This is a genomic window from Pseudomonas citri (genome assembly GCF_025336485.1).
GTDB lineage: Bacteria > Pseudomonadota > Gammaproteobacteria > Pseudomonadales > Pseudomonadaceae > Aquipseudomonas > Aquipseudomonas citri.
The window spans coordinates 52,231-71,175 of sequence record NZ_JAODAB010000018.1; the positions used below are offsets into that span (position 1 = coordinate 52,231).

16 protein-coding genes, 2 tRNA genes and 2 pseudogenes are annotated in these 18,945 nt (G+C 60.9%); 11 read left to right on the forward strand and 9 right to left on the reverse strand.

The features are described 5' to 3' along the window. Window positions 1-31: 31 nt before the first annotated feature. From N4Q37_RS19020 to ychF, 8 genes are all read left to right on the forward strand, one after another. Window positions 32-1,756, forward strand: a complete 1,725-nt coding sequence (locus N4Q37_RS19020; RefSeq protein WP_260961085.1) for a tetratricopeptide repeat protein — start codon at window positions 32-34, stop codon at window positions 1,754-1,756. Window positions 1,757-1,760: 4 nt separating this feature from the next. Further along, on the forward strand, window positions 1,761-2,378 hold the full coding sequence (gene lolB / locus N4Q37_RS19025) for a lipoprotein insertase outer membrane protein LolB (RefSeq protein ID WP_260961086.1): 618 nt from the start codon (window positions 1,761-1,763) through the stop codon (window positions 2,376-2,378). A gap of 1 nt (window position 2,379) precedes the next feature. Continuing rightward, a complete protein-coding gene (gene ispE, locus N4Q37_RS19030; RefSeq protein WP_260961087.1) occupies window positions 2,380-3,231 on the forward strand; it encodes a 4-(cytidine 5'-diphospho)-2-C-methyl-D-erythritol kinase in 852 nt (283 codons plus the stop codon). Between the two features lie 37 nt (window positions 3,232-3,268). Beyond that, window positions 3,269-3,343 (forward strand) — tRNA-Gln (locus N4Q37_RS19035). A 46-nt stretch (window positions 3,344-3,389) separates the two neighbouring features. Next, the gene (locus N4Q37_RS19040) at window positions 3,390-4,331 is read left to right on the forward strand and encodes a ribose-phosphate pyrophosphokinase (protein ID WP_003205529.1); all 942 of its coding nucleotides are present in this window, start codon (window positions 3,390-3,392) and stop codon (window positions 4,329-4,331) included. 138 nt (window positions 4,332-4,469) lie between these two features. Beyond that, on the forward strand, window positions 4,470-5,069 hold the full coding sequence (locus tag N4Q37_RS19045; RefSeq protein WP_260961088.1) for a 50S ribosomal protein L25/general stress protein Ctc: 600 nt from the start codon (window positions 4,470-4,472) through the stop codon (window positions 5,067-5,069). Window positions 5,070-5,232: 163 nt separating this feature from the next. After that, window positions 5,233-5,817, forward strand: coding sequence for an aminoacyl-tRNA hydrolase (gene pth, locus N4Q37_RS19050; RefSeq protein ID WP_260961089.1), 585 nt, complete (start codon window positions 5,233-5,235; stop codon window positions 5,815-5,817). A 23-nt stretch (window positions 5,818-5,840) separates the two neighbouring features. Beyond that, window positions 5,841-6,941: a redox-regulated ATPase YchF gene (gene ychF / locus N4Q37_RS19055; RefSeq protein ID WP_260961090.1), complete on the forward strand. Its 1,101-nt coding sequence runs from the start codon at window positions 5,841-5,843 to the stop codon at window positions 6,939-6,941. A gap of 73 nt (window positions 6,942-7,014) precedes the next feature. Here the strand turns inward: ychF and N4Q37_RS19060 are convergent, their stop codons facing one another. The 5 genes and pseudogenes from N4Q37_RS19060 to N4Q37_RS19075 all read right to left on the reverse strand — a co-directional run bounded on the left by N4Q37_RS19060 (window position 7,015) and on the right by N4Q37_RS19075 (window position 12,075). Next, window positions 7,015-7,602, reverse strand: coding sequence for a hypothetical protein (locus N4Q37_RS19060; protein ID WP_260961091.1), 588 nt, complete (start codon window positions 7,600-7,602; stop codon window positions 7,015-7,017). 3 nt (window positions 7,603-7,605) lie between these two features. Then, a complete protein-coding gene (locus N4Q37_RS19065) occupies window positions 7,606-8,049 on the reverse strand; it encodes a DUF3592 domain-containing protein (protein ID WP_260961092.1) in 444 nt (147 codons plus the stop codon). A gap of 224 nt (window positions 8,050-8,273) precedes the next feature. After that, complete coding sequence (locus tag N4Q37_RS27920; RefSeq protein WP_390897945.1) at window positions 8,274-9,179, reverse strand: methyl-accepting chemotaxis protein; 906 nt, start codon at window positions 9,177-9,179, stop codon at window positions 8,274-8,276. Beyond that, window positions 9,174-10,436, reverse strand: a pseudogene (locus N4Q37_RS27925) (HAMP domain-containing protein); the annotation flags it as partial. The gene N4Q37_RS27920 and the pseudogene N4Q37_RS27925, both read right to left, overlap by 6 nt. A 421-nt stretch (window positions 10,437-10,857) precedes the next feature. Beyond that, the gene (locus tag N4Q37_RS19075; protein ID WP_260961094.1) at window positions 10,858-12,075 is read right to left on the reverse strand and encodes an MFS transporter; all 1,218 of its coding nucleotides are present in this window, start codon (window positions 12,073-12,075) and stop codon (window positions 10,858-10,860) included. Between the two features lie 333 nt (window positions 12,076-12,408). On the opposite strand from N4Q37_RS19075, the gene N4Q37_RS28130 reads away from it, so the two are divergent. From N4Q37_RS28130 to ggt, 3 genes are all read left to right on the forward strand, one after another. After that, window positions 12,409-14,466, forward strand: a complete 2,058-nt coding sequence (locus tag N4Q37_RS28130) for a methyl-accepting chemotaxis protein (RefSeq protein WP_260961096.1) — start codon at window positions 12,409-12,411, stop codon at window positions 14,464-14,466. A 102-nt stretch (window positions 14,467-14,568) separates the two neighbouring features. After that, window positions 14,569-14,645 (forward strand) — tRNA-Met (locus N4Q37_RS19085). Window positions 14,646-14,827: 182 nt separating this feature from the next. After that, a complete protein-coding gene (gene ggt, locus N4Q37_RS19090) occupies window positions 14,828-16,672 on the forward strand; it encodes a gamma-glutamyltransferase (protein WP_260961098.1) in 1,845 nt (614 codons plus the stop codon). Here the strand turns inward: ggt and N4Q37_RS19095 are convergent. The 4 genes and pseudogenes from N4Q37_RS19095 to N4Q37_RS27940 form a co-directional block, all read right to left on the reverse strand. Beyond that, complete coding sequence (locus N4Q37_RS19095) at window positions 16,654-16,887, reverse strand: helix-turn-helix domain-containing protein (protein ID WP_260961099.1); 234 nt, start codon at window positions 16,885-16,887, stop codon at window positions 16,654-16,656. The two genes, ggt and N4Q37_RS19095, sit on opposite strands and share 19 nt — an antisense overlap. A 7-nt stretch (window positions 16,888-16,894) precedes the next feature. Next, window positions 16,895-17,449, reverse strand: coding sequence for a DUF2975 domain-containing protein (locus tag N4Q37_RS19100; RefSeq protein ID WP_260961100.1), 555 nt, complete (start codon window positions 17,447-17,449; stop codon window positions 16,895-16,897). A 93-nt stretch (window positions 17,450-17,542) separates the two neighbouring features. Further along, complete coding sequence (locus tag N4Q37_RS27935) at window positions 17,543-17,974, reverse strand: methyl-accepting chemotaxis protein (protein ID WP_390897947.1); 432 nt, start codon at window positions 17,972-17,974, stop codon at window positions 17,543-17,545. Between the two features lie 108 nt (window positions 17,975-18,082). Continuing rightward, a pseudogene (locus N4Q37_RS27940) lies at window positions 18,083-18,907 on the reverse strand (PAS domain-containing protein); the annotation flags it as partial. Window positions 18,908-18,945 lie beyond the last annotated feature (38 nt).

Below are 18,945 nucleotides of genomic sequence, written 5' to 3' on the forward strand. Positions count from 1 at the left end.
TCCGACCGCAGGTTAGTCGTCCTCTTCCTATATGAATAGATCTTCCGCGTTGCTCCTCGCTCTTGCCTTGCTCAGCGGCTGCCAGTCCATGGCCCCCGTTTCGACGGACGGTACGCCGCCGGTCGACGACAGCACGCAAGCCCCTGAAAAACCCAAGGTCTACGGCTCGTTCAGCGAAGAAACCATCTTCAGCCTGCTGAGCGCCGAACTGGCAGGCCAGCGCAATCGCTTCGACATTGCCCTGGACAACTACGTGACCCAGGCCATCAACACCCAGGACCCGGGCATCTCCGAGCGGGCGTTTCGCATCGCCGAATACCTGGGCGCCGACCAGCCCGCGCTGGATACCGCGCTGATCTGGGCCCGAAACGCGCCGGACGATCTTGAAGCGCAACGGGCCGCCGCCGTACAACTGGCCCGCGCCGGACGCTACGACGAATCCATGACCTATATGGAAAAAGTCCTGCAGGGCAAGGGCGACACCCACTTCGATTTCCTGGCGCTGTCCGCTGCCGACACGGACCAGGAAACCCGTAGCGGCCTGATGAAGAGCTTCGATCGCCTGTTGCAACGCCACCCGAACAACGGCCAGCTGATCTTTGGCAAGGCCCTGCTGTTGCAGCAGGACGGCGACAGCCAGGGCGCCCTTGCCCTGCTCGAAGACAACCCGCCGGAAGCCGGCGAAGTGGCGCCGATCCTGCTGCGCGCACGCCTGCTGCAAGGCTTGGGACGCGGCGAGGAAGCCCTGCCGCTGCTGGAAAAAAGCATCAAGAAGTACCCGGACGACAAACGCCTGCGCCTCACCTACGCCCGCATGCTGGTGGAAAACAACCGCATGGACGACGCCAAGGTGGAGTTCTCCAGCCTGCTCCAGCAATACCCGGAGGATGACGAATTGCGTTATTCCCTGGCGCTGGTTTGCCTGGAAGCCAAGGCCTGGGCAGAGGCCAAGGGTTACCTGGAGGACCTGATCGCCCGGGAAAGCCACGTCGATTCGGCGCACCTGAACCTGGGGCGCATCGCCGAAGAACGCAACGATCCCGAGAGCGCACTCATCGAGTACGCCCAGGTCGGACCGGGCAATGACTACCTGCCGGCGCAGTTGCGCCAGGCCGATATCCTGATGGGCAACGGCAAGACCTCCGACGCCCAGAGTCGCCTGGCGGTACAGCGCGACGCCCAACCTGACTACGCGATCCAGTTGTACCTGATCGAAGCCGAGACCCTCTCGGCCAACAACCAGGGCGACAAAGCCTGGAACGTACTGCACCAGGCCCTGAAGCAGTACCCGGACGACCTGAACCTGCTGTACACCCGGGCGATGCTGGCGGAAAAACGCAATGACCTGGCCCAGATGGAGAAGGATCTGCGCCTGATCATCCAGCGCGACCCGGACAACGCCATGGCCCTCAACGCCCTGGGCTACACCTTGTCGGACCGTACCACCCGCTACGCCGAAGCCAAGGTGCTGATCGAACAGGCCCACCAGATCAATCCGGAAGACCCTGCGGTGCTCGACAGCCTCGGCTGGGTGAATTTCCGCCTGGGCAATCTCGACGAGGCCGAACGCCTGCTGCGCCAGGCCCTGGAGCGCTTTCCCGATCAGGAAGTCGCCGCGCACCTGGGCGAAGTCCTGTGGGCCAACGGCAAACAACGCGAGGCCCGGCAGGTCTGGAGCAAGTTCCTCAAGGAACAGCCCGACAGCCCCGCCCTGCGCAGCACCATCAAACGCCTGACCGGATCCGAGACCCTTTAAGATTATGTTCTTGCGCCATTTCATCGTTGTCAGTCTCATCGCCCTGCTCGCCGGCTGTACCGGCCTGGGCACCCGCGAATCCGTCCAGGGCCACGGCAACCCGGCCCAGTGGCGCGCACACAAGGAACAACTCGCCGCCCTCGACGGCTGGCAGATCGACGGCAAGATCGGCATACGTGCCCCCAAGGACTCCGGCAGCGGCACGCTGTTCTGGCTGCAACGCCAGGATTACTACGACATCCGCCTGTCCGGCCCACTGGGGCGCGGTGCGGCGCGGCTGACCGGCCGTCCGGGCCAGGTCTCGCTGGAAGTCGCCAACCAGGGCCGCTATGAGGCGCCCACACCCGAGGCGCTGCTGGAAGAACAGCTGGGCTGGCAATTACCGGTGTCCCATTTGACCTGGTGGGTCCGCGGGTTGCCCGCACCGGACAGCAAGAGTCGCCTGACTCTGGACACCGACAGCCGCCTGTCCAACCTGGAACAGGACGACTGGAAGATCGAATACCTCAGCTATGCCCAGCAGAACGGCTACTGGCTGCCCGAGCGGATCAAACTGCACGGCAGCGACCTGGACGTCACCCTGGTGATCAAGCAATGGCAGCCACGCAAGCTGGGGCAATGACATGACCGCCGCCCGCCTGACCCTGCCTTCCCCGGCCAAGCTCAACCTGATGCTGCACATCCTCGGCCGCCGTCCGGACGGTTATCACGAGTTGCAGACGATTTTTCAGTTCCTGGACTACGGAGACGAAATCACCTTTGCCGTGCGCGACGACGGCGTGATTCGCCTGCACACCGAATTCGAAGGTGTTCCCCACGACAGCAACCTGATCGTCAGGGCCGCGAAAAAACTCCAGGAGCAATCCGGTTGCCCACTGGGCATCGATATCTGGATCGAAAAAATCCTGCCCATGGGCGGCGGCATCGGTGGTGGCAGCTCCAATGCGGCGACCACCCTGCTCGGCCTCAACCACTTGTGGCAACTCGGCTGGGACGAGGATCGCCTCGCAGCCCTGGGCCTGACGCTGGGCGCCGACGTCCCGGTTTTCGTGCGTGGACACGCTGCTTTTGCCGAGGGCGTTGGGGAAAAACTCACGCCGGTAGAACCCGAAGAACCTTGGTACGTGGTACTGGTGCCGCAAGTATTTGTAAGTACAGCAGAAATTTTTTCAGATCCACTGTTGACACGTAACTCTCCTCCCATTAAAGTGCGCCCCGTTCCCAAGGGAAACAGTCGAAATGACTGCTTACCGGTGGTAACAAGGCGTTACCCAGATGTTCGTAACGCATTGGATTTGTTAGGTAATTTTACCGAAGCAAAACTCACCGGAACTGGAAGTTGTGTGTTTGGGGGCTTCCCAAGCAAAGCTGAAGCTGATAAAGTCTCGGCCCTTCTTACAGAGACCCTTACAGGGTTTGTAGCAAAAGGAAGCAACATCTCGATGTTGCATCGCAAGCTGCAAGACCTGCTCTAAAAGGAACCGAGTGCTGGGCACTCGCAGCAACAGATACAGGGGCGTCGCCAAGCGGTAAGGCAGCAGGTTTTGATCCTGCCATGCGTTGGTTCGAATCCAGCCGCCCCTGCCATTTTCCTATACTCATCCAGGTTACCCTCAGCCTTCAGGTACTGCGCGTGTCCAAGATGATGGTCTTTACGGGGAACGCCAACCCCGATCTGGCTCGGCGTGTCGTACGTCAGCTGCATATCCCTCTCGGTGACATTTCTGTCGGTAAGTTCTCCGACGGCGAAATCACTGCCGAGATCAATGAAAACGTTCGCGGTAAAGACGTCTTCATTATTCAGCCGACTTGCGCTCCGACCAACGATAACCTGATGGAACTCGTCGTGATGGCTGATGCCTTCCGCCGTTCCTCGGCTACTCGTATCACTGCTGTTATTCCTTACTTTGGTTATGCCCGTCAGGATCGCCGTCCGCGTTCCGCACGTGTGGCAATCAGCGCGAAAGTCGTGGCTGATATGCTGACCGTAGTCGGCATCGACCGTGTCCTCACGGTTGATCTGCATGCTGACCAGATTCAGGGCTTCTTCGATATCCCCGTGGACAACATCTACGGCTCCCCGGTCCTGGTGGACGATATCGAAGACCAGCGCTTCGAAAACCTGATGATCGTGTCTCCGGACATTGGTGGCGTCGTGCGTGCACGGGCCGTTGCCAAATCCCTGGGCGTGGATCTGGGTATCATCGACAAACGCCGTGAGAAAGCCAATCACTCCGAAGTGATGCACATCATCGGTGACGTCGAAGGGCGTACCTGTATTCTGGTCGATGATATGGTCGATACCGCCGGCACCCTGTGCCACGCGGCCAAGGCCTTGAAAGAGCATGGCGCAGCCAAGGTCTTTGCCTACTGCACACACCCTGTGCTGTCGGGTCGAGCGATCGAGAACATCGAAAATTCCGTGCTGGACGAGCTGGTGGTGACCAACACCATCCCGCTGTCCGCTGCCGCACAAGCCTGCGTACGTATCCGCCAGTTGGATATCGCGCCGGTGGTTGCCGAGGCGGTTCGCCGCATCAGCAACGAAGAATCGATCAGTGCGATGTTCCGCTAAGGGCGCTGCCCTGGCGATGACATCCCGCTGACGAAACGCGCCCCGCCCCAACACTCATGTTGGGGCGGGGCTTTTTTGCCCATCCGCTTTGACGTCGGTCGCAGACGTCACCCGGAATGGCTATTTTGGAGATACAAAATGACTGATTTCATCCTGAACGCCCAAGCGCGTACCGACCTGGGGAAAGGTGCGAGCCGCCGCCTGCGTCGTATCGCCAGCCAAGTTCCTGCCGTTGTATACGGTGGTGACAAGGCCCCTGAGTCCATCACCATGCTGGCCAAAGAAGTGGCCAAGCTGTTCGAAGACGAGGCTGCTTTCAGCCACGTGATCGAACTGAACGTTGATGGCAAGAAGCAGAACGTCATCGTTAAAGCGATGCAGCGTCACCCGGCCAAGCAGTTCATCATGCACGCTGACTTCGTTCGCGTCGTGGCTGGCCAGAAACTGGCCGCTACCGTTCCAGTGCACTTCATCAACGAAGCAGCTCCAATCAAGAAAGGCGGCGAAATCTCGCACGTGACTTCCGAACTGGAAATCTCCTGCCTGCCGAAAGACCTGCCTGAATTCATCGAAGTCGACCTGGCTGACGCCGAAATCGGCACGATCATTCACCTGTCCAACCTCAAAGCCCCTAAAGGCGTTGAGTTCGTTGCCCTGGCGCACGGCGATGACAAGGCTGTTGCCAACGTCCACGCTCCACGTGTTGCTCCAGAAGCTACTGAAGGCGCAGCAGAGTAATTTCACTCTGTCGCCGGAGTGAGCGGAAACATCGCGGACTGGAACGTAGCGAAACAGCGGGCGAGCACGCGAAGTTTACTTAACGGTAGATTCGCCATTTTCGTCCACTGTCGCCTCACCGGATCGCGACCTTGTTATCCACACTCCAGGAAGGGCCCCTATCGTGACTGCCATTAAACTGATCGTTGGCCTGGGAAATCCAGGCGCCGAATACGAACAGACCCGGCATAACGCAGGGGCCCTTTTTGTTGAGCGCGTCGCGCACGCACATGGCGTCAGCCTGGCAGCCGATCGCAAATATTTCGGCCTGACCGGGCGCTTCTCGCACCAGGGTCAGGATGTTCGTCTGTTGATCCCCACCACCTACATGAACCGCAGCGGCCAGGCCGTGGCGGCATTGGCAGGTTTCTTCCGCATCAAGCCTGAAGAGATCCTGGTGGCCCACGACGAACTCGACCTGCCTCCGGGCGTTGCCAAGCTCAAGCAGGGCGGCGGCCATGGCGGTCACAACGGGCTGCGCGACATCATCGCGCAGTTGGGAAACCAGAACACCTTTCACCGCCTGCGACTTGGCATTGGCCATCCAGGCGTTGCCAGCATGGTTTCAAACTTTGTCCTGGGTCGTGCGCCTCGCGCCGAACAGGAAAAACTCGATGCCAGCATCGACTTTGCCCTCGGCGTGCTGCCGGATATCCTCGCCGGTGAATGGAACCGCGCGATGAAAAACCTGCACAGCCAGAAGGCCTGACTCTAACTCCTTGGGGAAATACCATGGGATTCAATTGCGGCATCGTCGGCCTGCCTAACGTCGGCAAGTCCACCCTGTTCAACGCCCTGACCAAATCCGGTATCGCGGCGGAGAACTTCCCCTTCTGCACCATCGAGCCGAACAGCGGTATCGTGCCGATGCCCGACGCGCGCCTGGATGCACTGGCAGCCATCGTCAATCCCAAGCGCATCCTGCCGACCACCATGGAATTCGTCGACATCGCGGGCCTGGTGGCCGGTGCCTCGAAAGGTGAAGGCCTGGGCAACAAGTTCCTGGCCAACATCCGTGAAACCGACGCCATCGCCCACGTGGTGCGCTGCTTCGAAGACGAGAACGTGATTCACGTTTCCAACAGCGTCGACCCGAAACGCGACATCGAGATCATCGACCTGGAACTGATCTTCGCCGACCTCGACAGCTGCGAAAAGCAACTGCAGAAAGTCGCGCGCAACGCCAAGGGTGGCGACAAGGACGCCGTGGTCCAGAAAGGCCTGCTGGAGCAATTGATCGCTCACTTCACCGAAGGCAAGCCTGCCCGCAGCCTGATGAAAAACATGAGCACCGACGAAAAACTGGTGATCAAGGGTTTCCACCTGCTGACCACCAAACCGGTCATGTACATCGCCAACGTCGCTGAAGACGGCTTCGAGAACAACCCGCACCTGGACGTGGTCAAGGCCATCGCCGAAGAAGAAGGCGCCGTGGTCGTTCCGGTCTGCAACAAGATCGAGGCCGAGATCGCCGAGCTGGACGACGGTGAAGAGAAGGACATGTTCCTCGAGGCCCTGGGCCTGGAAGAGCCTGGCCTGAACCGCGTGATCCGCGCCGGCTACGCCATGCTCAACCTGCAGACCTACTTCACCGCTGGCGTTGAAGAAGTCCGCGCCTGGACCGTTCGCGTCGGCGCCACCGCCCCCCAAGCCGCCGGCGTGATCCACACCGACTTCGAAAAAGGCTTCATCCGCGCCGAAGTCATCGCCTACGCCGACTTCATCCAGTACAAGGGCGAAGCCGGTGCCAAGGAAGCCGGCAAATGGCGTCTGGAAGGCAAGGAATACATCGTCAAGGACGGCGACGTGATGCACTTCCGCTTCAACGTCTAAGCGTCGTTGGTATCGAAAAAGCCGCGTTGATCCGCGGCTTTTTCGTGGGCGGCTGTCCCGTCCTGGTGCGCGGTTAGAACAGATACCCCATATAGATCGCCGCGCCACCACCGGCCTGCACGCCGGCATTCATGCCAGCCATTACCACCGCGCCCTTTGCCGACTGCAGCAACTGCCGGTTGACCGTACTGGAAGCAATGAGCGACGTCGCGGGACTGGCGTTCAAGGCCACCGATAACGCCAGCAACTTGGGATCGAGCCCGAACAACAGGGCCGTGGCCGAACCGCCCACCACCAGGCCACCGCCCACTTCGGTGTAGATGCAGGGCCCGGTGATGTCGTCGTCGGTCAAGTCACGACTGGCCAGCGCGTCGCTGACAAACACCTTGCCAAAGCTGGGAAAAGCCTCTGCCGCACCGGCCGCCCCCACGCTCTTGCCCTTGATCTGGATATTGACCTTGCCGAAACGCGGCAGCCGCGCGCCAAATCCGGCCCCTACCCCGACACCGCCATAGCGGTAGCTGACGTCCTTGCCTTCTGGTGAACGCAGGATGATCGAACCGCCACTGCCCGCCACCAGCGCGACGGTCAGGCCGCCGCCGCTGGCGGTCTGGTACTGCCAGCGACTCTCATTGACCGGGATCGGAATGTTGTAGCTCATGCTTCAAAGTCCTTTATGTGAATGAACCGCACCGCGACCGCGCTGGCGAATGGCTTTTACCCAACCAGCCAAGGCAAACATCAGACCGAGGGCCCCCAGCAGCCCGGAAGGCCCCCACAATGCACCTGGATCATCGATGACAGCGCTGCCGGCCGGCTGCTCAGGCAAGTAATGCACCCGTACCGCCTCTCCCTGGTGATAACCAAAGATCAAGCCCCCCTGGGGGTAAGAGATTTTTTCGCCAGTGTCTGTGGTAAAGACAATCTCGGGGTGCGAGCCACCGGCATTCAGGTGGCTGACGATACCATCGGCGGTCCGTGCGTAAGCGAGGAACTCGCGTCGATCAAGGGAGAGGTTGGCAGCAATGCCCAACAGGCCAATACCAATCAGGGCAAACAGCAGGCCCAGCAATACATTCCCGAGGCGTGACGGGGTGTGGTTAGCCATGGCGGGTCTCAGTACTCATCCATGAAAGAGGAGGTCAGGATAGCAAGAAGCTTCGTTCAGATCCGCTCATTTGCTGGCTGAAGCGGCCCCCAAGTACAACAATACGGGGCACCGGCATCTTGAGAAAGGGTCGATGACCTCGGGATGGCCCTGTGTCCGACGTCACTGGTGGGCAAGGACTTGTCCACAGGGCGAGGCATCCCTGGCCTTCCAACACAAGGACGCTAAACCCTTTTGACCTTGAAACGCCCCAACACCCGCTGCATCAGCGATGCCCGCTCCGAAAGATCCCGCGCCGCCACCGCACACTCCTGCGAACTGGACTGGTTTTTCTGGGTGACTTCATCGATCTGCTCAAGCCCGACGCTGGCCTGTTGCAAACCCGACGCTTGCTCGCTGGAGGCCTGGTAGATCAGCGACACCAGGCTGGACACCGCACCGGTGCCCTTGACGATGTTCTTGAGCGACTCAGCGGTCCGGCCAGCGATGATCATGCCGCGCTGGGTCTTGCTCGAGGAGTCGGCAATCAGTGCGGCAGTTTGTTGCGCGGCCTCAGCGCTGCGGGCCGCCAGGCTGCGCACCTCATCGGCCACCACGGCAAACCCGCGCCCGAGTTCACCCGCTCGGGCAGCTTCAATGGCGGCGTTCAACGCCAGCAGATTGGTCTGGGCGGCGATGTTGTCGATGGTGGTGATGATCGCGGTGATGTCCTTGCCCGAATTGTCGATTTCCGCCATGGCGGCAATCAGCTCGCTCATCAACTTGTCGCTCTCCCCCGCGTCGGCGCGTGACGCCTGGGATTGCTCATCGGCTTGCTTGGCGTTGGCGGCGTTGTCGCGGGTCTGGGCGGCCATTTGCGTCATCACGGCGCTGATTTCGGTGATGGACGAGGCCGAGTTGGACGCGCCCTCGGACAACGACTGGCTCAGGTCGGTGACCTGCGCCGAGCTACAGGTGATCTGCGTGGCACTGGCCTGGACCTCGGAAATCAGTTGGTTCAGGTTGCTGACCATCTTCTCCAGCGCCTTGCCCAGGGTGTCGTTGGGCGAAGACAGCCGCACCTCCAGGTCCAGGTCACCTTCGGAAATACGTTCGGCCACCCGCACCTGCCGTTGCAGGCTTTCGGACATGTCGTTAAGAGCGACAGACAACTGCCCGACTTCATCTTCGGACTTCTGCACCAGACGCCGGGAAAAGTCGCCCAGGCTGATATTCGCCGCCAAAGCCGCCGCCTCGCGAATCGGCCCGACGATTTTCGCAGCGGCAAACCACAGGGCAGCCAGGGCCAGTAACGAGATGCCCAGCCCGACCGAGACCTGCCAGATACTGTTGTCGAGACTGCGCGCCTGCAACGCCTGCTCCAGGGCAATCGCCTGGCTCATGACCACGGCCTTGGGCAGGCGGATCAGCACCGCCCAGGGTTTGCCTGTACGACCCAGCTCGATGGGCATCAACACTTCGATGTCCTGGGTCTGCGGATTGAGCTGGCCGTTGCCACGTCCCTCGCGAACATCGCCGAGCACTTTCTCCCAGGCCTCGGGCAACAGGGCCTTGAGGGGTTGGCCGATCAAGTCGGTACGCCGGCTGTCCGCGACCACCAGCCCCTGGTTGCTGATGATCGACACCGCGCCCTGGCCATCGTAGAGGCCGGCCGACATCTGTTCGCTGAGCTTCTGGATAAACGCAATATCGAAGTCCGCCCCGACCACACCATAGAACTTGCCATTGACCACAATTGGCACCGACAAGGTGGTCAGCCATACATTCTTGCCCTGGACCACGTAGGGGATGGGGTCCAGCACGCTTTCCTTCAGGGTGTCGCGCGGGCCGGTGTACCAGCCCCCTTTCGGCACCCCGTTCGGATGACGGTCCGGCGAGTCGTATTCCACCAGCGGCTGAACGGCCAGGTGCCCCCCGGCACCGCGTGTCCAGTAAGGTGTGAAGCGTCCGGTCTGGGCATTGCTGCCGTCCGCGGCATTACGGAAGGCGAGGTCCTGCCCACCCAACGCGTCGGGCTCCCAGCAGGAATAGGTGCCGTTGAAATCCGGGTTGTCCTTGAGCACGCCGAGCAAGACGCTATTGATCTGCTCGCGCCCCAAGGCCAGGGGGCTTTGCGAGGCCTTGCCGGCGGCAAAGGTGTTAGCCATGGTGCGGGCCGCATCCAGCGCATTTTGCAATTTAGCCTGGATGGCATTGGCCCGGGATTCGGCCAGGTTCTGGATTTCCCGGATCGTGGCTTTTTCAACCAGTGCCGAAACTTCGCTGGCAACGTACTGCTCACTCGCACGGGCAGAAAAGAGCCCATAGACAATCAGACTGACCGACGAAACAAACAGGCATACGCCTGCCGTGACACATATACGTGCCTGCAATGACCTGAACTTCATATCGACCCCTGCCTGATTCTATGTATGGCCAACGTCAAAGACGGCAGCATCCAACTTGTGCACGACGCGACAAATAACAATCAATGCTGCTTTTACCGCACCGAGGCGATACAGCTGGTTTAAAGGCATTGCAACGTGGCAGATGGGGGCGCAGATTCACCGCCAGCCAACAAAAGTGGCCGGCAGGGTATTCAAGGAAAAACCGAAGGCCTTATCTCCGGGAGAATAAGGGCGATGGTTGGAAAGAATGTGAAACCTGCTTTTACCGTAACCACAGGGTCACCCTCGAATAAGGCCGCAGAGTCCATTCAAACCAATAACCACGAGGACAAGTTAGCACGCTCAAACTTGATACAAAATCAACTTAAGACTTAGACAAAACAGTACTTTAGTCGCAATGAGCGCGTGCACGCCACGCGGCTCAGGCCTTGCCGGTGCGTGGCAGGAAAATCGCCAACACCCCCAGCAACGGCAGGAACGAGCACAGCCAATACACATACTCGATGCCATGGATGTCTGCCAGATGGCCGAGCAGCGCCGCACCGATCCCGCCGAAACCGAACATCAACCCGAAAAACACCCCGGCGATCATCCCGACGTTGCCCGGCACCAACTCCTGGGCGTACACCACGATGGCCGAGAACGCCGAAGCCAGGACGAAACCAATGACCACGCTGAGGATGCTCGTCCAGAACAGATCAACGTGAGGCAGGATCAGGGTGAATGGCGCCACGCCGAGGATCGAGAACCAGATCACCGCCTTGCGTCCGATCCGGTCACCGATCGGGCCGCCAAAGAAGGTTCCCGCCGCCACCGCGCCGAGGAACAGGAACAGATACAGTTGCGAAGACGCCACCGACAGGTCGAACTTCTCAATCAGGTAAAAGGTGAAGTAACTGGTGAAGCTAGCCATGTAGAAATACTTGGAAAACACCAGCAGCCCCAGTACCACCAGAGCACTCAGGACCCGGCCTCGGGATAAACCGTGGGTGGCTGCCTGTCCCTGCTTGAGCTTGAACAGGCTGAGGTGGTTGGCGTACCAGCGACTGATGCGGTACAGCACGACCAGCGCAAACAGGGCGAACAACCCAAACCAGGCTACGTTGCCTTGCCCGTAGGGAATGATGATGGCGGCGGCGAGCAACGGACCGAAGGCAGAACCGGCGTTGCCACCGACCTGGAACGTCGACTGCGCCAGGCCGTAGCGTCCACCCGAGGCCAGCCGCGCGATACGCGAGGCTTCCGGGTGGAAAGTCGACGAGCCGATGCCGATCAGCGCGGCGGCCAGCAGGATCAAGGGGAAGCTGCCGACCATGGACATCATCACGATGCCAATCAGCGTGCACACCGTCCCGGTGGGCAGCAGCCATGGCTTGGGATGCCGGTCGGTGTGGTAGCCGACCCAGGGCTGCAACAGCGAAGCGGTCAGCTGGAACGTCAGCGTGATCAGGCCCACCTGGGTGAACGTCAGGCCATAGCTGGCCTTGAGCAGCGGATAGATCGAGGGCAGCACCGCCTGGATCAAATCGTTGATCAAGTGCGCCAGCGCCACGGCGCCGATGATGCGTAGCACCAACGGACTGCCTTGAGACGTGGCGGGAGTGGACCGGAGGGCGGCCTGGTTATCGCTGATAGCCATGGGAAGTTTCCATACGACAGATGGGTGCACGCGGGCAGGTGCGCCAATGTGCCATTTTTCAGTGCAACAAGGCCATCCCCTTAGCTTGCTATCGAACCGAAATATTGTCCGAATCCAAGGTGATAGCGCAACGCCATGGTCTGAATCTTGCCTTGTCAATGACCGAGAACGCGGCCTCTTACAAAGGGGACCGAGAATGGGAAGTTTCGCTACAGAGCTGGCCTACCGAGCCGATTTGGACAAACTTTCGAAGCCTTTTAAAAGGGCACCCGTTTCAGCACGTGTGTAGAAACGCACAATAAGAGTGCAAAGGGTGTCCGGGGGAGTATGGGCATGCAGGCTTTTCTATCACCGGGAATCGGATTGCTGGGGCGTTTCGGCTTTGCCCGCAAATTCCAGTTGTTGTTCTTGCTCTTCATCCTGCCCCTCATGGGCAGCCTGTGGCTGATCGGACAGGACTATCGCGACAAACTCAACCTGATCTCCGGGGAACGCGCCGGGGTACGCCAGTTGCTGGCGCTGGATAACCTGGACAACCTGCTCACCGCCCAACGCGACCGCGCCGCCCGCTGGCGCGCCACCGAAACCAATCGACAACCGACGCCGGCGACGCTCGCCGCCGTGGCCGCGTTCGATGCCGTGCAACCGGCCCTCAACCAGGCCGCCAGCGACCTGGGCACGACCTTGCAAAACGAAGGTGCCCCTGCCGATACCCTCGCCCGCTACCAGGCCCTGCAAAACAGCCTCAATGGCCTCGACTCGAAAAGCCTGGGTACCGTGGGTTGGTGGCCGGATGGCTACGACCGCTTCACCGCGGCCCTCAGCGCCCTGCAAGCGTTGCGCGAGCAAATGGTCATGGACAATCGCCTGACCCTCGCCTCGTGGCTGGAGACTTATCTGCTGACGCAGATCGCCACCCAACAGACGCCCGATCTGATCGAACGAGTCGGCCGCCTGGCCAGCGTCGGCCAGGCCTCCGTGGTGTCGGGCCAGTTCACTTTGCAGAGCCGCCTGCAACTGCGGGACCTGCGCAGTCGCATCGGCGACGCCCGGGATCAACTGGTCAAGACCGGCGCTTTGCTGCAAACCCGCCTGCCCAGCGAACTGCAAACCTGGGCCGGCCAGTTCCAGGACAGCCTCAAGCGCCTGGATACAGGCTTGAAGGTGCTGGATGACGGGGTGTTCGGCGGTTCCATCACGCTCAAGCCGGAAGACTTCGAAAAACACATGGACGCCCTCCTGGCCGACCTCGCGACCCTGCGCCAACAGTCCCTGGTCGCGCTGGACACTCGCCTGGATCACTACCACGGCTCGGCGATCCGCCAGTTCAGCCTGGTGGCGACGGTGCTTGGCTGCCTGCTGTTGGCGGCGCTCTACCTGTTCATCTGCCTGCAAGCCTCGATCCGGCGCAGCGCCAGCGGCATCACCCTGCTCGCCGAAGCCCTGCGTGACGGCAATCTCAGCTTGCAGGTTCCGGTGCAGGGTCGCGACGAACTGGCGGCCATCAGCACCGCCCTCAACGTGGCGGTGGTGCAATTGCGCAACAGCTTGCTGGGGGTGGACCACGAAACGTTGCAGCTGAGCGATGCCGTGCGCACCCTCAACACCCATTCCAGCGGCGCCTTGAGCGAAGTCGAAGCCCAGCAGCTACAGATCAGCCAGATCGCGGCCGCCGCGACGCAACTGGCCGCCACCTCTCAGGGCGTGGCAAAAAGTTGCGAGCAGGCCTCCGGCAGCGCCCAACAGACCCGGCGCATCGCCGCCGACAGCAGCCGCGACAGCCAACGCACCACCACGAGCATCCAGCAGCTCAACCAACGGCTCAACGAAACCGCCGCGGCACTAGGCCGGGTCAGTGAGCAGGGGCAGCAGATCCAATTGGTGGTCGATACCATCCGTGGCGTCGCCGAGCAGACCAACCTGCTGGCCCTCAATGCTGCCATCGAGGCCGCCCGCGCCGGTGAGCAGGGCCGAGGTTTCGCGGTAGTGGCCGACGAGGTACGCAGCCTGTCGCAACGCACCCAGTCCTCCACGCAACAGATTGCCGGCACCGTCGACAGCCTGCGCGCCACGGTGAACGAAGCGGTCAGCTTGATGGAGGCCGCCTGCGGCCAGGCCCAGAGCGACGCACAAGCGGTGACCGGCCTGGGTGAGCGACTGGGCGAAATCGCCAGCGCCGTGCAAAGTGTCACCGACACCCTGGCGCAAATCGCCACCGCCGTGGACGAACAGGCCAGCGTGGCCGATGAAGTCAGCGGCAATATCCAGCAGGTCGACCAGGCCGCCATGCGCCTGCTCGACGGCGCACGGGCGGTGAATCTGGCGGCGGATAGCTTGAGCCAGGGCAGCCAGGCATTGAGTGCCAACACGGGGAGATTTCAACTCGGTTGACCCGCATTTGCAGCGAGACGGATAAGCGGTTGAAAGCGCAGAGAAATATTTCAGATTTGCGCTTGACACATCTTCGTTACCAGCGAATAATGCGCGCCACTTGGCTACATAGCTCAGTTGGTTAGAGCATAGCATTCATAATGCTGGGGTCCGGGGTTCAAGTCCCTGTGTAGCCACCAAGTACTAAAAACGGCTTATCGAAAGATAAGCCGTTTTTTTATGTCTCGAGAAAAGCAACCGAGCTAACAGCACAGCATTGCTTCCCTCTCACCACAAGATTGGCGACCTCCCGCTGATTTGCGCCAAGCGCCCCACATCGCTACAGTCGATCGCTACCCCAGACCCACGGATGGAGCGACACATGCGTACCGATCTGAAACCGACTCTTCATCGTCTGTCAGCCGCTTCGCTGCTGGCGGTTGCCCTGACACTCATCGCCTGCAAGGCCCCGCCCTCCTCCACAACCCCGTCCGCATTGCCCGCACCACCGGAAATCGCTGCCGGCTACCGCACCGATCTGCAAACCCGCCACGCCGACAAGCACATGGCCGCCGCAGCCAATCCTCTCGCCGCCGAGGCCGGTCGGGAGATGTTGCGGCGCGGCGGCTCGGCCATCGATGCGGCGATTGCGATGCAAGCGGTGCTGACGCTGGTGGAGCCGCAATCTTCCGGCATCGGTGGCGGTGCGTTCATCGTGCTGTGGGACGGCAAGACCGTGCGCACGTACGACGGTCGCGAAACGGCACCGGCCGGCGCCACCGAGAAATTGTTCCTGCAAGCCGACGGCAAGCCCATGGCATTTACCGCCGCGCAGATCGGCGGTCGTTCGGTGGGAACCCCAGGCGTGTTGCGGGCGCTGGAACTGGCCCATCGCAAGCACGGGCGCCTGAAATGGGCGACGCTGTTCGAGCCGGCCATTGCCCTGTCGGAGCATGGTTTCGCCATCTCCCCCAGGCTGCATGCATTGATTGCCAGCGACCCGTCCTTGCCGGGTTCGCCAGACATGGCCGCGTACTTCCTGAACAGCGACGGCAGCCCGAAAGCCGTCGGCACCGTGCTGAAAAACCCGGCATTGGCCGCCGTACTCAAGCGCATCGCCAATGAAGGCCCCGATGCGTTGTACCAGGGACCGCTGGCCGAGGAGATCGTCGCCAAGGTGCAAGGCCACGCCAACCCCGGCAGCCTCTCGCTGAACGACCTCAAGGGTTATGCCGCCCGGGAGCGGGCGCCGTTGTGCAACGACTACAAGCGCTGGCAAGTCTGCGGCATGGCGCCACCGTCTTCAGGCGGGATTGCCGTGGCGCAGATCCTCGGGACATTGCAAGCCCTGGAACAGCGCGACCACCGGAATGCCCTCGCGCCCCTGAAGCCGGTCAAGACAGACAAACCAGCAGGCCTCGAACCTTCGCCGCAAGCGGTCCACCTGATCGCCGAAGCCGAACGCCTGGCCTACGCCGACCGCGCCCAATACGTCGCCGACGCGGATTTCGTGCCAGTGCCGGTCAAAGGCCTGGTCGAACCCGGTTACCTTGCCAGCCGCGCCAGTTTGATCGGTCCGCGCAGCATGGGCATCGCCAAACCCGGCACACCACCGGGAATCAAGGTGGCCTACGCCCCGGACCGTTCGCCGCTGCGCATTTCCACTTCGCAAGTGGTGGCGGTGGATGACCAGGGCGGCGCGGTGTCCATGACCACCACCGTGGAGTCGGCGTTCGGCTCACACCTGATGGTCCAGGGTTTCATGCTCAACAACCAGATGACCGATTTCTCGTTCATCCCCGAAGAGAACGGGCAAAAAGTCGCCAACCGCGTCGAGCCCGGAAAACGCCCACGCTCGTCCATGGCGCCGACGCTGATCTTCGATCGCCAGAGCGGCGAACTGCTGGCCGCCGTCGGTTCACCGGGCGGCTCACAGATCATCGAATACGTCGCCAAGTCGGTGATCGGCCTGCTGGACTGGAACCTGGATCCGCAAACCGCCATCAACCTGCCCAATTTCGGTAGCCGCAACGGCCCCACCGAACTGGAACAAGGCCAATTCAGCCCAGCGCTGATCCAGGCGCTGAAAGCCCAGGGTCACAACGTCAGCGAAGTCGACATGAACAGCGGCACCCAGGCCATCGTCCGGGTGCGTGATGCGCAAGGGAAGGTTTCACTGGCCGGTGGCGCGGATCCGCGGCGCGAGGGTCAAGCGCTGGGAGACTGATCCAATTCGTCCTGTGGTTGGTAGACCAGCAGATCGGCAGGCTGACATTGCAGATAGCTGCAAATGGCTTCCAGGGTCGCCAGGCGTATGCCTTTGACCTTTCCTTGTTTCAGCAAGGAGAGGTTCGCTTCAGTGATGCCAATGGCGGCGGCAAGGTCCTTGGACTTGACCTTGCGCGTCGCCAGCATCACATCCAGTTGAATAATGATAGGCATGGGTGCCTCAAACGAAAGTTCGGTTTTCCGAGTCCACTTCACTGGCCTGGGACAATATCCGCGCAACGATCGCAATACAGGCGGCAAGAAACAAAGCGACAAAGGAGGGGGCGGTGATACTGAAGGTCAGCAATCGCTGGCCGACCGGTGCATGAATCGTCATCAGCACGCTGAGAACCGGCTCACAGAGGAAATCCAGCAGTACCCATAGCGCGACCGCACGCCCCGCCTTCCCCAGGTACACAGCGGCTTCGCTGGAGAAATACAGGCCCTGGGCATACCGCTTGAACAACTGCCGCAGATTGGCCAGCCCGGACGCCAGCGCCAGCAGAGGGATACTCGACAGAACAATCCCCCCAAGGCACTGCCACCCCGTCAACCTGCTCGTACCTTCAGACAGGCTCGACAACTGCCGCTCGGTCAGGGCGAACCCCAGACCGTACTGCGACGCCATCTCAGGAAACAGCCAGGCAGCGGCGTTGAGGGCCATCATCGCGACAATGAGAACAAGCGTTATGGCAGCCATGCGCTGGCTGTACTCGGCAAGACGATTGGAATGCATGTAAGGCTCCAAGAGAACAGAAGGAGCCCAAAACATAGTCGTTAAATTATCGTAAAACAATAATTAATGTGTAAAAAACGATAATCCCTCACCTCACGTTGACAGCTGATTGGCAAACTGGCTCACCGCATCCACCACCTTCTTCGCGCCGTCCTGGATCTCGACGATCACCGATCCCGCCTCGGCCGCCAGGGCCAGGCCCTGTTCGGCCTGGTGCTGGCCGTCGGTCATCAGCGACACGGCATTGCGCGCCATGTCCTGGTTCTGGCGGACCACACCCACGATTTCATCGGTGGCCTGGCTGGTACGCGATGCCAGTTGCCGCACCTCGTCAGCCACCACCGCGAAGCCCCGCCCCTGCTCACCGGCACGGGCCGCTTCGATGGCGGCGTTGAGCGCCAGCAGGTTGGTTTGCTCGGCGATGCCGCTGATGGTCTTGACGATGGTGCCGATCACCAGGGATTGCTCGTTCAACGCCTCGATGCCTTCGCCGGCGCTCTGCATGTGCCGGGCCAGGTCACGCATCACGTCCACGGCCTGGGTCACCACCGTCGTGCCGCGCTGGGCGCTGCTGTCGGTTTGCAACGAGGTGCTGTAGGCAATGCTCGCTGCCTCGGCGACGGCTTTTTCCTGGTTGACCTGATCGGTGATGTTGGTGGCGAACTTGACCACTTTATACAGTCGCTCGTTGGCATCGAGCACCGGGTTGTAGGACGCTTCCAGCCATACCTCACGACCGTTGCTGTCGATGCGCTTGAAGCGCCCGGCAACGAATTCGCCGTTGTTCAGGCGCTTCCAGAACTGCTGGTAAGCCTCGCTGTTGTATTCCTCTGGCTCACAAAAGGTACGGTGATGCTTGCCCTTGATCTGCGCCAGGCTGTAGCCCATGGCGTTCAGGAAGCGATCATTGGCCGAGAGCACGTGACCGCCCAGGTCGAACTCGATGACCGCCGTGGAACGCAACAATGCGCCAATGAGGTTTTCATGCTCTCGCGAGCCCTCGATGGTGCGGGTCAAATCATTGGAATACATCGAGAAATAACGGACATGTCCATCGGCAGCCCGCACCGGCTGGAGGATCGAACGCAACCAGGCCTCCTTGCCATTGCCTCGCAACAGGCGCACCGCACCGGAGAAATGTTCGCCCCGGCTCAGCGCCGCCTTGAATCGGACCTGGAATTCATTGGTTTTCAAATAGGCCGGAACCAGATCCTCAACGGACCGCCCGATCAAGTCCTGGCTCTTGTAGTGCATCTCGTCGAGAAAATTCTGATTGACCGACTGCACCTTTCCATTGGCATCGAGGGTGAGCGCCAGCATTTCGCGATCCAGGCTCTCCTTCACTTGCATGAGGCTGGACAGTTCTTGGCGAAGAGCCGACAGCTCCTGCTTCAAGCGGTTGTTGAACATGGGGATGCTCCGGCAGGAGGAGAGTTGGATGGCTTGTTTCCTTGCCATCGGCCCGGCATTTTTTTTCTGAAGAGCGCTGTGGATCC